Genomic DNA, 15,865 nt, shown 5'->3' with positions numbered 1-15,865 from the left:
GTTGTATAAATGATTTTACGTAAACTTCGTAACATTTTTTTAAGCTTTCTCGCGGTTTTTCTGATCCTGCTCGCCAGCATTAGTGCGCTGGTTGAAACAGAAACCGGAAGCCGTTGGGTAATAAAGCGTCTTGCCAGCCTGGTCGATATTCGCGTGGGTAAAATTAATGGGGATTTACGCACTGGCCTGGATTTGGATTTTATTGATTACACTCTTGCTGACCAGCAATATCGCGCAGAACAGGTTTCATTTCGCTGGAAGCCTGCTGCTCTGCTTTACAGCACTTTATCGATTCAATCTTTACAAGCAAAAAAACTGTTTATACAGATTCCTGTTGCGGCAGAAGAAAAATCTGATCCGCAGCCCTTTAGCCAATGGCCGTCGCTAGCATTGCCGATACGGATTCAATTGGATCAGTTGCTTGTTACCAATATCGATTTCATTCAGGACGAAACCAAACTGCATTGGCAAAAATTAAGTGGTTCATTAAGTTTGGGCACCTTTAATTTGCGCTACAACAATCTTGCCCTGCTGCACGATGATTACGCCTTGTATTTAAGTGGCATTACCAGTTTGCGTTTTCCCTACGGTTCTAAAGCAGAGCTGCAATGGCAGTGGCAGCCGATGGTGGATGATGAGGATCCGGATGCGGCGCCTGCATTGGGTTATATGGGCGTGACTGAATTAAACGGCAATTTGCATGAAGTACAGTTGCATAATCAAATCAGTTTGCCGATGGTTCTGACTGCCGATGCCAAAGTGCAAGTGATTAATGAAAAGCAAGAGCTACAAATAACACCAGTAATGAGTTTGATGGCGGAGTGGCAACAACAAACTTTGCCCGCGCAATGGTGGATTCCCGAGCAGCCGCAACCTATTTTGAATGGAAAGTTAACTGCATCTGGCCATTGGCAACAATATTCAGCGCAGTTGGATGGCAATATACATTTGCCCGACGCCCCTGCGTTGGCGGTTACTGCCACTGTTGATGGCGGTGTAGAGCAAGTTCATATTAGCAATTTATTTATTCGTGAGCTGCATGAGGTTATTAGTGCGGACACGAGTGCATTGGTGAATGCGACTATTGATTCTGCTGCTGATTCAACTGCAACTAATTCATCTACAACTAATGTTGCCGCTGCCAGCGCAACAGCCACAAAAGCACCTTTGGGGCCGGGCGCCCAGGGTGAAAATGGTTTGCGTTTAACGGGTGATGTGCGCTGGTTGCCAACAGTTGAATGGCAAATTAATGCCGATGCAAAAAAATTAAATTTAGCCAGTTTGATAGAAAATTGGCCGAGCAATATTAATCTTGCATTTGACTCGCAAGGGACATTGCAGGATGGCGCTTTGCGTGCAGACGTTCAGAATTTAAATGCCTCAGGTGAATTGCGCGGCGTCAATTTACAGGCCAGTGGAAACGTTTTTCTGGAAAACAAAACGCTGCATAGCGATGCGCTTAATGTCATTGTCGGTGCTAACCGTGTGCAGGTAAATGGCTCAATTGGCGATACTTTTCATCTGGATTGGATGGTCAATGCACCCTTGTTGCAGCAGTTGGATGAACGTGTAAGCGGCAGTGTTTTTAGTCAAGGTGAATTGCGGGGTGATAAAAATAAGCCCCGCGTTCAAATGCAGGCAAATATGGAAAATGTTGCTTTTGGCAGCTTTGGCGTAGATCAGTTGGATTTATCGCTTGCGCCAAAATCAGTTGTTGAAGCTATGGCCGAGCAAACGGCGGAGAATAAAAACAAGCAAGCTGACAATAAAAAAACCAAATCAAAAAATCAGACTGCTGATAAAAAATCAGTTGATCCGCAAGCAACGGAGCAGAAAAAAACAGGTCAGCAAAAAACAGAACAGCAAGCAACAGAAGCTAATGCACTCAATAAGCTAGTTGCAGAGTTAAGCGATGAGGGCTATCTGCTAACGTTTAATGCAAAACAATTGCGCTTGGCGCAGAACCGTTTTTCAACCATCAACGTGGATGGCGCCGGCTCTATTAATAAACACGAATTTTCTGCGAGTGTAAAAAATCCTAGCTATGGTAATGCCGATCTCAAATTGGCAGGCGGTTATCGTGAAGGTGAATGGCTTGGAAAACTGACACAGTTTTCGGTCAAGGCAAAAAAAATTCCGCGTTGGTGGCTGACATCCAGTAAACCCATAAAAGTAAATGCCGATGCAGTGACGCTGGGTGCCCAGTGCTTTACTACGCGCACTAACCTGACGGGAATTGTGGAAGATGCAGATTTGTTGGCGCGTGAGCAGCTTATTGGTGAATGGAATCCCAATCAGTCACCGGTGAAAAGTCCCTACGGATGGCTGGATCAAAACCAGCAGTTGCCGTCATCCGGCGTAAAAAAATATTCGCTGCCGCAATTATGCCTCGATGGTGAATGGGTCAAAGAGTCTGGTGCGACCGCTAATGCAAAACTGGATTCAATTCCGCTGCGTCAGTTTTTATCCTTCTTTAAAGTAGAAGTTTTCTTTGCCGGTGTGATGGATGGCGCAGTGCATTATTCCAGTAAAGATTTTTCGCTCGCCACTACGCAACTTACCAGCAATATTTCTACACGCAATGCGGAGCTGCGCTACCAATATGCTGGTGGTACGACGGAAGTATACGCTTGGCGAAATTTTGGTGTGCGCGCCACTCTGGAAAAATCGATTTTTGATGCAGTAGCGACAATGGAGTGGGTAGGTTACGGCACTATCAATGCCAATGCGAATTTGGATTTGGTGCAGCAAAAAATTGTCGATGGAAAAGTACTGATGCAATTTGACAATCTTGCGCCGCTGGAAACTGTGTTGCCTTACGCCAATGATGTCAAAGGTGATTTTCGTGCGGATCTCACTGCGGGTGGCACTTTTGCAAAACCCTATGTGCTGGGCAATATCAGTTTGCATAATGGCACTGCCAATTTGCCGCGCTTGGGTTTGGACTTAACCAATATGGAATTGGATATTACCTCTACTCAAGCGGGTGATATTAATGTGATGAGTCGCTTGCAGTCGGGTGATGGAACTCTCTCATTAGTTGGCGACATTAATAAAATCGGTACACCGGATTGGTCGCTGCAAGGTTTTTTGAACGGCACTAATGTCAAAGTGGTATCGCTTCCGCAATTGAAAGCCACACTTAGTCCCGATATAAAAGTCACTGCCAATGCCAGCAATATGAATCTATCCGGTTCTGCAATTATTCCCTGGGCACGCGCGAATATAAAACGCTTGCCGGAATCGGCGACGCAGGTGTCGAGTGACGCGGTGATTATCAACGATCAAGGAATGAAAAAAGAAGAGTCGGTGGTGGACACTGCCATCAACTTGAAATTGTCACTGGGCAATGATGTGCAATTCAAAGGCTTTGGTTTGAACAGTAAATTGTCCGGTGAGTTGAATTTGCAGAAAGAACCGCAGCGACAATTTTTTACCAGTGGTTATGTCAGTGTGGTGGATGGTAGTTATAAAGCTTACGGTCAGTCACTCAAAATTGATCGCGGTCGTTTAGTGTTTCAGGGCTCCTATGAAAACCCGGGCTTGGATATTCGTGCGTCACGTATTATCAAAGCGGCGGATGATGCGGAAGTGGGCTTGGATATCACTGGAACACTGCAGCGCCCGGTTGCGCATGTCTACTCAGTGCCATCGGATTACTCTGAAAGCCAGGCAATGATGATGCTAATGACCGGCAAGCCAGCAGGTGAAATGAGTAAAGCGGATACATCGGTATTGTTAGGTGCTATGGGTGGGTTGGGCATGGATTCCGATGGCGGTTTTACCTCGGGTATTAGCCAGTTATTTCACTTGGATGAATTGGAAATCAATTCCGATGACGGTATCGAGCAGAGCCAATTGTGGATTGGTAAATATCTCACCCCGAAATTATTAGTGCGTTATGTGGTGGGGATTTTTGACCGCGCCTTTAGTGTGGGAATGGAATATCAACTCACTAAACATTTGCGTTTGGAGGCTGAATCCGGCGAAGCGCAAAGTGTAGATATTGTTTATAAAATTGAGCGCTAATTATTAATCGCTGCATTTAACGCGGTAACGCAATTCCTATCTTCTTGTATACCAGCACACAATTGCCTTGTGTGCTGCGTCTGTATTTTAAACATTGTCACTTAAGATAATTGTTTTCTCCCTGTCAGCACATAGACTCATTAAATATCGTTTAGCAATACTTGCTGTGGTGAAATCTATCCTCCCTAAGCTACTCGTCCGTAGCACTCCTTCTGCCCAATCTGAAAAGGTTGGGCAGCTTTTTATGTGCGTGTGTATTTTGATTATTCGCTTAGCGTGGAAAATCCAAACGCTTTTCGCATTGCCCTTGCTCGGGTAAGTAGGGCGATTTCAAACAAAATATTTTGCGTTGGTTGAGTTGCAGTAGCGCCAAATCTTTTGCGTGGTACTGCTTAAATAAACGATCAAATTCCCCGCTGCGCTGCAGTTTTTCCAATCCGGTTTTTATCCGTTCTGCTAATTCAGGAAATTGTTTGCTGATGTGCAAATAAATCGGGTAGTCGTAATAAATCAACATATGCGGTTCTACGACTAAAAAGGGAAACTCATTTTTTTGGTGGCGCCAGGTGTGCATGATTTCATCGGCGCCCAGCGGTAAACACTCATAACGTTTTGCTGCCAGCATATCGAACAGGGCTTCAAAGGTAGGAGCTTGTTTTGGTGTGATGCCGTTGTGTTTATAAATGTCGATATCGGCCCAGTTGAGCCCTTGTGCAATTTGTAACTGGTTGATCGATGTCAATTTTTCGGTATTGGGGAAATTGTCGGGATTAATCAGACACACGCGATACCCCAGCAGACCGCGCAGAATATCTACGGGAACTGTGATTACATCGGCACGTGCAATCACCGTCCCCGGTGACGCCCAGAGCAGGTTGAGAATTTTACCTTCGCTGATTAGCAATGCCTGACGTTTGGCGCTGGGTTCCTCGCTAAAGGGCACTATCTCGTAATCGCCAAAATCGGCGCGAGTAACTTCGAGGATGCGTTTAATCAAGGCAAATTTATAAGCGTGGCGTGCATCTTTTTGGCCGCGATCGTAATAGCGCACGGTCATGGGCGCTGAATTCGATTGTGTCAGTGCATCTGTGGTAGTTGTTTCGCTCTCTGCTTGTGCGTAGCTGCCGATAGTGACTGCTGCTATCAATATCAGATATCGCCACCGATCAATGACCTTGCTGTTATTTCTTTGGGGCATCTTTCCTTCCGCTTTGGTCGCCATTCGTCTTATTGGTTATTGTCGTTATTCGCGCCGAATAAATATGTGCGTGCTCCGGCAGTTTTAAGCCTAGCCCAAGATGAGCAATGGCGAAAACTTATGCGACAAATCTGCCTGCTTTTGTATTTCCCCTTTTATATGCAGCAAAGTGAGACACGCCCAGTTTGCATTTGCAGCCCAATATGGGACGACCTGTGCGGCGCGGAGGTAGAGGATGCAGGGGCTGGAGCACAATCTGGCCTCATTGGGGCTTTGATATCAATAGGGGCTTTAATAACAATAACAGTGAAGTTGACGCAGTACCCCAGAGGCTCAGTGCTCCCGGTTTGAAGTTGAATAAGTGTGAATAATTAATACCAACCATTGGGTCAATATTATGAATCGAATCAAACGAGCCTTGCTGGTGCTGGGCGCGCTGGGTTTTGCCCATGCGAGCCAAGCGGCCATCATTAATTACGGCGCAGGTAATATCAGCGATACCATCAACACCGCGGGCTGGAAATGCACCGTGGACTACGGCAACTGGATCCACAATGCGGGCGTGGTTAAACCCGGCGTGAGCAGTTGCAATCCGATTGGCGCGCCAACGCCCATCTACCCACAAGAAGTTTCCCCCGCGAGCACCAAACCGACCATGACTCACCGCTGGTGGGGTTCGATCCCGTTTATGGGGGAGATGAAGATCGGTGTGTCTACCGATGCGGGCTATATCACGCCTGACCCGATTACCGCGCGCATTACCGAGCGCGGTGTGCGGCTGTTGGGGATTCCGGGTGGATTGCGCACCGGCACTAACGACACTATTTATGCGATTCCCGATCCTTTCAGTGAAGTGTTTGATGGTATCGCCATTGGCAACTCGGCCTATTCCAACCTCGATGCCTTCCTCAAGGATTACAGTGACGGCTCGGTGACTGTACAGTGGAAAAGTGGTTCTACGGCAGTGATGGAAGCGACCTTTGTACAGGGTTCGCCCTATGTTTATTTCACCGCCTTGCAGGGAAATCTGGTGGTGCGCACCAAATCAGCTGACGGCGGCGAAAAAGGAATTTTCCACCAAAGTGGCAACAATCTGGGTGTGTGGACAGACGTGGCGGGCAATCGCAATGCGTTTTTGATTGTGGGTCACGATGCGACCACTTTCAGCGGCGTGAATAGCAACAGTATCGGCGTGAGCAATGCCAGCAAGCGCATGACCGTGGCTTGGTTGCCGCAGCTGACGGGCACGCCATCGGCGGCGATGATCTCTGCCTTTGCGCAATACGCGACCCAACGGGTGGACAAGGTCAACATCAACTACAGCGTTAATCGCGCCACCAACATGGTGACTGTGAGCCATCAATACCAATTTAATGGCGCCAACGTCACCACTATGGCGGGTTTGCTGCCTTTGCACTGGAAGAACTCATCCCAAGACGTGACCAGCTATAAGGTGCGCTCGGCGCGTGGGGTGACCAAGTTTGCGACTACCAGCAGCTTTAGTTACACCATTCCTTACGTGGGTGTGCTGCCTTATTTCCCGGAAAATATTGGCGATTACAACGTCACTCAACTGCGCGCGCTGGTGACGGAATTTATCAACCAGGGCAGTGCCAACTGGAACACCTTTACCGATACCTATTGGGCAGGCAAAAACTACGGCAAGGTTGCTGAACTTGCCGCTATCGCCCGCTCCGTAGGCATGACGGCTGAGGCGAATCAGCTGATTACTTGGTTGAAGGGCGAGTTGCAGGATTGGTTCCGCGCCAATACCACCGGTGCTTTGGATACCACCAAATATTTCGCTTACGACAACAACTGGAACACGCTGCTCGGGTTTGATGAATCCTTCGGCGCACAACAACAGTTGAACGACCACCACTTCCACTACGGTTACTTTGTGCGTGCAGCAGCGGAAATCTGCCGTGTGGATGTCAGCTGGTGTGGATCTTCCCAATACGGCCCGATGGTGGAGTTGCTGATCCGCGATTACGCCGCCGGTCGCGATGATTCCATGTTCCCTTACTTGCGCAACTTCGACCCTGCTTACGGTTTCTCCTGGGCATCAGGTCACGCCAACTTTGCGCTGGGCAATAACAACGAATCCACCTCCGAAGCGGCCAACGCCTACGGTGCTATCGTGCTCTACGGCATGATCACCGGCAACAATGCCTTGGTAGATCGCGGTATGTATCTGCATGCATCATCCACCGCGACCTACTGGGAATACTGGAACAATATCGACCGCTTTAAAGGCTTGGGTGGCGATTACGACAACTTCTCATCGACTTACACCAAGCCCACCACCTCGATTATCTGGGGCAACGGCCATGTGTTCTCGACTTGGTTCTCGGGCGCTTATGCACACATCCTCGGCATTCAAGGTCTGCCGCTTAGCCCGCTGGTGCTGCACATAGGTCAACATGCGGACTACCTCACCAACTATGTCAGTCTCGGTTTGAGCGAGTCATCCAACGGTAAACCTTCGGGCTTGCCTAATGATCAATGGCGCGATGTCTGGTGGAATATCTGGGCGATGACCAATGGCCAAGCGGCGCTGGACGATATGCTCGCCTATGGCTTGAACAACCTGACGCCAGAGCAGGGCGAAACCAAAGCCCATACCTATCAGTGGGTTTACACCATGAAGCAGTTGGGGCATTTGGCGACGGGTACTGGCGCGCTTACGGCTAACCATCCGGCGGCAGTGGCGTTTAATAAGAATGGCTCGCTGACTTATATCGCCTACAACTTTGGCTGCTCGGCGCTCAATGTGGCCTACTCGGACGGCACCAGTTTCTCGGTTCCCGCCAAAGGTTATGCCTTTAAGCGCACTGGTCAATCAGTGGTATCCAGCGGTGCAGGCTGTTCGGGCACCAGCAGTTCGGCGGTTAGCTCGTCATCCAGCAGTGTGGCTTCATCTACGCCGTCATCAGTAGCCAGCTCATCGGTTGCCAGCTCTACACCTGCGGCGCCTTACGGCTATACAGTGTTGAGCAGCACCAGCGTGCGTTTCCACGCCAACAACGCGGCTTGGGCGGATATTCACTACACCATCAATGGTGGCGCGCAACAAAATATCCGCATGACCAATGCGAGCAATAACAACACCTACACGCTGACCGGTATTCCGGCGGGTGCGACGGTGAACTACTTCTTCACTATCGCCCAAGGCGCTGGCGCAATCGACACTGCATGGGCGCAATTCACTTGCTGCTCTGGCGGATCGACTTCCAGCACACCAGCTACTAGCAGCTCGGTTGCCTCAAGCTCCGCACCGGCATTTACCCAGTTGGTACAAGCGGAAGCCTTTACTTCGATGAATGGCGTACAAACTGAAGCGACGACCGATACCGGCGGTGGCCAGAATGTGGCTTATATAGATGCGGGCGATTGGATGGCCTACGCCAACATCACCATTCCAACCACTGGCAGCTACAAGCTTGAGTATCGTGTGGCAAGCCCATCGGGATCGCTGCTGTCATCCGATCTAAATGGCGGTTCCATCGTCTTGGGTAATGTCACCATTCCAGCGACCGGTGGCTGGCAAAATTGGACGACGGTTAGCCAGACAGTGACCCTCAATGCAGGGACTTACAGCCTTGGAATCTTCGCCCAACAGGGCGGTTGGAATTTGAACTGGTTCCGTATTACCAAGCTGTAAGAGCTGCTGTAAATCACCGGCTTTAAACGCCAAAACCCTGACCGAAGAAGTTCGGTCAGGGTTTTTTTATGCGTCCCACTTTTTTCGTTGAGTAGAAAATTCCCACGCTTGGTAACGCTAAAAAATAGCTTAAGTTGTTGATAAATAAAGAAACGCTGTTTTCCCAGTTATGACTGCAAAAAGTGACATGGGTCAGGTTCAAGTGATTTTTAAGGTGGGACGACACTTGTGTGAACCAGTTGCAATTATGAACTTGCTAGAAAGCAGTCGCGATTCGGCAGGGGGGGATGAGAGAACCACCATCAAGATTCGGTCGACAATAACTTCATACCAATAATGAAATGGAGAACTCCATGAACAAGACACTAACACGATCAACTGGTTTTAAAAGCCAATCAACTGGTTTCAAAAGAAAGCTGCTCGCCACTGCAGTCGCCTCGGCGCTGGTCGGCATGACGGGTGTTGCAGTCGCGCAGGACGGCAACATCGAAGAAGTGGTCGTAACCGGTATTAAAGGCAGCTTGCAGCGCGCAATGGATACCAAGCGCGATGCAACCGGCGTAGTTGATGCCATTTCCGCCGAAGACATCGGCAAGTTCCCGGATACCAACCTCGCGGAATCCTTGCAGCGTATTACCGGTGTATCTATCGATCGCCAAAACAACGAAGGCAGCAAGATTACCGTGCGCGGCTTTGGCCCGGACTTCAACCTGATTACCCTCAATGGCCGCCAGATGCCTACTCTGGGCAAAAGCCGCAGTTTTGAATTTTCCGATCTGGCCGCTGAAAGTGTCAGCGGTGTAGATGTCTATAAAACCTTCAGTGCCACTCGTCCTAGCGGCGGTATTGGCGCTTTGGTGAATATTAAAACTGCGCGCCCGCTGGATAATCCCGGCCTCAAGGCGAGCCTCGGCGCCAAAGCGGTAATGGATACCACTAACGAAGTGGGTGATGACGTTACTCCCGAAGTCTCCGGTATTTTCAGCAACACCTTTGCCGATGACACCTTCGGGGTATCGATTTCCGGTTCTTATCAGGAGCGCGATAACCGCACTGTGAGCGCGAGTATCGACAACTGGCGCAACAATATCGATTTTGAAACTGCCGTAGCCAACGCCGGTGCGACAGTGGATGTGACCGATAACCGCACCGATCCAAACGGCAACACCTATTACCCACGCAACTTTGGTTACGGCATTGAAGACTGGCACCGCGAGCGCACCAATGGCCAGTTGGTATTGCAATACGCGCCAGTTGATACTTTGAAAGCAACTTTGGATTACACCTACGCGAAAGTGGATGTGACCGCCGTTAACACCGGCACCGGTATTTACTACAACGATTCCGGTAGTGATGCGCGCGAAGTGGTAATCGACGAAAACGGCACCATCACCAAGCTGACTGCAGCTGGCGATGACTTTGCGTCCAACACCCGCCTCAACACCAGCCAAACCGAGAGCAATTCGATTGGCTTCAATGTGGAATGGGAAGCAACTGATAACCTGAGCTTTATCTTCGACGCCCACAATTCCGAAAATGAAAATGGTGGTGTTGGTCGTGGCCAAAATGCGTTCTTTATCTTGGCTGCGCCGTTTATCGACAGAAAAACCTACGATGCAACCGCAGGGGCTGACATTCCTTATATGGAAGTTACCTTCAGACCGGGTACTGGCATTGTGGATGGCATGCCGACCGCAGCGTCTTACGACTCGCTGTTTGGCGAGGCAAACCTTGAGAACAATAAATCGGAAGTTACCCAATTCCAATTTGATGGCACCTTTGACACCAATGAGGATTCCGGTATTACCTCAATCAATTTTGGTGTGGGGCAATCCGAGATCGTCAACCACTGGCGTACCTTTAGTACCGGGCAGATCGCTGCGGGTTGGTACGGTGGCAATCAGGATCTGTACCCGGACGATATTTTTGAAGAGCACAAACTCAATGGCCTGACCCCATCCTTCTCGGGCGGCGGCTCCAACGTGCCTTTCTATCATTCCTGGGATTTTGAACGCGGCGTATCTATCGCTGAAGCCGAGTGGGCTAAAACCACTGGCAAACGCGTTAACTTCGGTGAAGGTGCCATGCAGCCGGACGTAAATGGTAATCCGGTTAGCGATCACAAAGTGACAGAAGAAACTACCAGTGCTTATTTCCAGATCAATAGTGCTGGTGATGTATACGATATGCCAATTAAAGCATCGGCTGGTATGCGTTATGAAAGCACGGACATTGAGGCCAACAGCTTCCAGCGCGATCCGGAAGAAATTGTGTGGATTAACCAAACTGAGTGGAGCCTCAATCTGGCAGACGAGAGTTCCTATACCTCAGTTGGCGGCGACTACAGTGTTTGGTTGCCGAGCATCGATGTTTCTCTGGATGTCACTGACAATATTGTTGGGCGCTTTAGTGCCAGCACCTCTATCACCCGTCCTTTCCTTGGCAGCATGATTGGTACTACCAGCGTGACCACGCGTCCAAAACCGGGTGAGCGTACCGGTACCGCGGGCAACCCCGATCTGCAACCCTTTATGGCCGATAACATCGACCTGTCAGCGGAATGGTATTACGACGAAGGCAGCTATGTGTCAGCTGGTTTCTTCTACAAGAACGTAGATGACTTTATCGTTGACGTTATTACCCCGCGTGAAGTGGGCAACCTGCGCGATCCATCGCAAGGGCCACGTGCAGATCTGGCGCGCCAACAATTGATCAGTGAAGGTATTACACCAACCGATGCCAATGTGGTTGAACGCATCAAAGCCAACGAAGGTTTGGCGGTGGATGAGCACATAGTGCAAAACAACAATGATCCATTGGCGCTGTTCAACATGACACAACCGGAGAACCAGGAGCAGGCTTCATTCCACGGTTGGGAATTGGCGGTGCAGCACATGTTTGGTGAATCGGGTTTTGGTATGCAGGCTAACGCCACCTTTGTATCAAGCGATATTGATGTTGATAACTCATCGACTGATTTCCAGTTTGCACTGCCCGGCTTGAGCGATTCTTACAACCTGGTTGGTTTCTATGATGCTAACGGTTTGCAAGCGCGTATCGCCTACAACTGGCGTGATACTTTCTTGAACGGTTTCGGTGAAGGCAACACGCCTTACTACACCGAAGAATACGGTCAGGTCGATATTATGGTGAGTTACGACTTGCCGTTTGCTGAAGGTATGACTGTGTTTGTGGAAGGTCTTAACGTAACTGACGAGTCACAACGTGTGTATGCGCGTTATGAAAACCAGCTTAAATCTGCTGCTCAATATGGTGCGCGTTATAACTTGGGTGTTCGCTACAACTTCTAAGAAAAACTAACTTGTTTGCTCTGGCGGCGTTAAATTTATTCTAAAAATGCTCATTTATTTCAATAAACTCCGCTTTTTCGAATAAATTTGCCTTGCCAGAGCTGCACCGTAAACGTTTTTTATTAGCTTTTAGTTTGATACAAGGAAAGGCCGCTGTTTAGGGCGGCCTTTTCTTTTTAAAAACAGTTTAATTTTTTGATTTATCCGGGAGTTGTGTGTGGCCAAGAACGAATTACTCAATAATGTCACCCATAAGGATTTAAAAATTATTCAAAATGCCGCGCCCTTGAGTGGCGAGGCAATTGGTTATGCGCCGATTATCCCGTGGGAATTTCGTCAGGTCGCAGCCTGCTTCCCGATTTTTTTTCGTCGCACTGCAAGTGGCAATCAATTTGAAGCGGTTGCGCTGTTTGGTTTTTCGCCCGCCGAAAATTTATTTGTCGGCGATCTCTGTCAGGAAGACATTTACACACCCTTGTCTGTAGCACGCATTCCGTTTGCGATTGGCTATACTCAAAACGCCGAGACCGGGCAGCGCGAACCGGTGATTCATGTTGATGTTGAACATCCGCGTGTGAGCCTTGCCAGCGGCAATCCGGTTTTTCTGGAACATGGCGGCAACTCGCCTTATCTGGAGCAAATCAATTCCATCCTTGCCGAATTGATTAATGGTGTTACTGTATGTAAACGCTTTACCGATATTTTGCAGGCGGAAGATTTACTGGAACCCTTCACCTTAAAAATTACGCTGGATAATAACCAGAAAATTGAAATGAACGGTTTTTACACTATCAATGAAAAAGTATTGCGCGATCTGAATGCAGAACAATTGTCGCGCCTGCACAAACAAAATTTTCTGGAACTGATTTACATCTCAATCGCGTCACTCGCCAATATCAAAAAACTAATCAATAAAAAGAATAAATTGCTCCTTAAATAAATTGCTACATAAATAAAACCCATCTCAACGGGTATTGATACAAGAAAGAAAAAGCTGGAGAGCAGAAGATGTTTGCAAATATGCAACCAATCCAAGTACTGGATGGAATTGAACCTGACGCAATTCCCTCAAGTGTGTTGGAATCCACCGTACCCTTGGTATTAAAAGGTCTGGTAAAAAACTGGCCTATAGTCAAGGCCGCCAATAATTCCGATGAAGACGCCTATCAATATCTCTGCCAATTTTATAATGGTGAACTGGTCAATACCGCCATTGGCGCGAGCGATAATCAAGGTGAAATTTTTTACAATCAGGATTTCACCGGATTTTCCCATGAGCGTATTCGCTCACCTTTAACCGGCGTGTATGAAAACATTAAAAAATTACACGCTGCCGGTTCCAAGCGCGCTTACTATGTAGATTCAATGCCGGTAGATGCCTGCGTGCCGGGCTTTCGCACAGAAAATGATTTAACCATCGGCTCATTTAAACCGCGCGTCAGTTTGTGGATGGGCAATAAAACTATAGTGTCGGCGCACCATGATGTGCCGGACAACATCGCCTGTGTAGTAATCGGCAAACGTCGCTTTGTGTTATTCCCTCCTAATCAGTTGGAAAATTTATATATCGGCCCGCTGGAATTTAATCCGGCCGGGCAAGCCATCAGCATGGTGGATATGCACAATCCCGATTTTGAAAAATTCCCGCGCTACCGCGAAGCACTGGCCAATGCACAAATTGCCGAACTGGAACAGGGCGATGCGATTTATATTCCTAGCATGTGGTGGCATCACGTTGAGGGTTTAATGCCGTTTAATCTGATGGTGAATTATTGGTGGGTTGGGTTTCCGTCTTATATAGGCTCTCCTTTAGATGCGTTTAATCATGCTTTTATGAATCTCCGTTCGCTGCCAGCGGATGAGCGCCAGCACTGGAAAAATTTATTCGACTATTACATTTTCAGCGATGACGATAATCGCTTTGATCATATTCCCGCAGAAAAACGCGGTATGCTCAGCAATATGGATGAAATGACCGCGCGCCGTTTACGCGCGCAGCTGTTGAATCGTCTGAACCGTTAATCACGGCTTTCAAAAAATGAAGAAAAAATAAAGATATAAACAATATAGATAGAAAAAATGAAAAAAAATAATCGAATTATTATTGTGGGGGGCGGTTCTGCTGGTTGGATGGCAGCGGCAGCCCTATCAAACGCTTTCGGCACCACCAAGCAGATTACCCTGATTGAATCCGATGCAATTGGCACTGTCGGTGTAGGCGAAGCAACCATTCCCGCGGTGAAATCCTTTAATAAATTATTGGGTATCGATGAAGCAGAGTTTTTAAAAACCACCCAAGGCACCTTCAAACTCGGCATTCAATTTGAAAACTGGGGCGCACAGGGCGATGTGTATATGCATCCCTTTGGTTTGGTGGGTAAAGATTCGTGGATGGCCAACTTTCAGCACTTTTGGCTGAAAGCCAGTCAGCTTGGAATCGCTAAAAGTTATTTTGATTATTCATTAAATATTCGCGCCGCGACCAACAATCAATTTTTGATCGACCCCAATTCCGGTGTGGACTATGCCTATCACTTTGATGCCGGACTCTACGCGCGCTTTTTGCGCAGCTACAGCGAAGCGCGCGGCGTACAGCGTATAGAAGGCATGATCGATAGCGTGCAAACACGCACTGAAGATGGTTATATCGAGTCGGTAACTTTGCAATCCGGCGAGTTAATTGCGGGGGATGTTTTTATCGATTGCTCCGGCTTTCGCGCACTGCTAATTGAACATACATTGCACACGGGTTTTGAAGATTGGTCGCACTGGTTGCCTTGCGACCGGGCGCTGGCTGTGCAAACTGAATCAGTTGGCGAACCGATTCCCTATACACGCTCAATTGCGCATCACTGCGGTTGGCAGTGGCGAATTCCGCTGCAGCACCGTGTAGGCAATGGTTTGGTTTATTGCAGCCGTTATATCAGTGACGATGATGCGAAAAAATTATTGTTAGAAAATGTGGAAGGCGAGCCACGCACCGAACCGCGTTTGATTAAATTCCGCACCGGGCGAGCCATTAAACAATGGAATAAAAACTGTATTGCGATTGGCCTTTCAAGCGGATTTTTGGAGCCGCTCGAATCCACCAGTTTGCATTTAATCCAGACGGGAATAATACGCCTGATCAAAATGTTTCCTAGCGACGCGATTAATCCTGCTGAAGTAGATGAATACAATCGCCAGTCGCGTTTTGAATATGAGCGCATCCGCGATTTTATTATTTTGCATTATCATGTTACCCAGCGTAACGACAGTGATTTCTGGAATTACTGCCGCACTATGTCGATCCCCGACACGCTCGCGCAAAAAATTTCCATCTATAAAAATACCACCTCGGTATTTAAAGAGCAGGACGAATTATTTCACGAAGGTTCCTGGCAGCAGGTGATGTTGGGGCAGGGCATAACGCCTTCTGCTTATCATCCGGTTGCCGATAAATTATCCGCTGACGAATTGCAGCGTTTACTCGCCAGTATCGAAAAAGAACACGACCAATATTTAGCGCGCTTCCCCAGCCACCAACAATTTATTGATCACTACTGCAAAGCAATGTCCCCTTCTCACTAACCCGATTTTTATCGGGTTCTATTTTTAGCGCAATCGATTAATTATTGCTCTGTCAGCTTGCTGGCAGAGTTCGTTCGCGCAAATTTTTGTTCG

The 15,865-nt window shown here is 48.2% G+C and carries 7 protein-coding genes; 6 read left to right on the top strand and 1 reads right to left on the bottom strand.

From position 1 onward, the window contains the following. Positions 1 to 9: 9 nt before the first annotated feature. Positions 10 to 4,029, top strand: coding sequence for a translocation/assembly module TamB domain-containing protein (locus SPL68_RS01215; protein WP_323813239.1), 4,020 nt, complete (start codon positions 10 to 12; stop codon positions 4,027 to 4,029). Between the two features lie 271 nt (positions 4,030 to 4,300). Here SPL68_RS01215 and SPL68_RS01210 read toward each other — a convergent pair whose 3' ends face one another. Next, a complete protein-coding gene (locus SPL68_RS01210) occupies positions 4,301 to 5,227 on the bottom strand; it encodes a hypothetical protein (protein ID WP_323813238.1) in 927 nt (308 codons plus the stop codon). A gap of 397 nt (positions 5,228 to 5,624) precedes the next feature. On the opposite strand from SPL68_RS01210, the gene SPL68_RS01205 reads away from it, so the two are divergent. From SPL68_RS01205 to SPL68_RS01185, 5 genes are all read left to right on the top strand, one after another. Beyond that, on the top strand, positions 5,625 to 8,891 hold the full coding sequence (locus tag SPL68_RS01205; protein ID WP_323813237.1) for a glycosyl hydrolase: 3,267 nt from the start codon (positions 5,625 to 5,627) through the stop codon (positions 8,889 to 8,891). A gap of 353 nt (positions 8,892 to 9,244) precedes the next feature. Beyond that, the gene (locus SPL68_RS01200; RefSeq protein WP_323813236.1) at positions 9,245 to 12,202 is read left to right on the top strand and encodes a TonB-dependent receptor; all 2,958 of its coding nucleotides are present in this window, start codon (positions 9,245 to 9,247) and stop codon (positions 12,200 to 12,202) included. Between the two features lie 217 nt (positions 12,203 to 12,419). Next, complete coding sequence (locus SPL68_RS01195; protein ID WP_323813235.1) at positions 12,420 to 13,142, top strand: SapC family protein; 723 nt, start codon at positions 12,420 to 12,422, stop codon at positions 13,140 to 13,142. Positions 13,143 to 13,210: 68 nt separating this feature from the next. Further along, on the top strand, positions 13,211 to 14,224 hold the full coding sequence (locus SPL68_RS01190; RefSeq protein WP_323813234.1) for a cupin-like domain-containing protein: 1,014 nt from the start codon (positions 13,211 to 13,213) through the stop codon (positions 14,222 to 14,224). A 57-nt stretch (positions 14,225 to 14,281) separates the two neighbouring features. Further along, positions 14,282 to 15,772 (top strand): tryptophan halogenase family protein, encoded by a 1,491-nt coding sequence (locus SPL68_RS01185; protein ID WP_323813233.1) that lies wholly within the window; start codon positions 14,282 to 14,284, stop codon positions 15,770 to 15,772. The last annotated feature ends 93 nt before the right edge of the window (positions 15,773 to 15,865 follow it).

The organism is Cellvibrio chitinivorans (genome assembly GCF_035117775.1).
Lineage (GTDB): Bacteria > Pseudomonadota > Gammaproteobacteria > Pseudomonadales > Cellvibrionaceae > Cellvibrio > Cellvibrio chitinivorans.
Note: the sequence above shows the minus strand (reverse complement) of the source record. Positions and strands in the feature narration are given on the sequence as shown.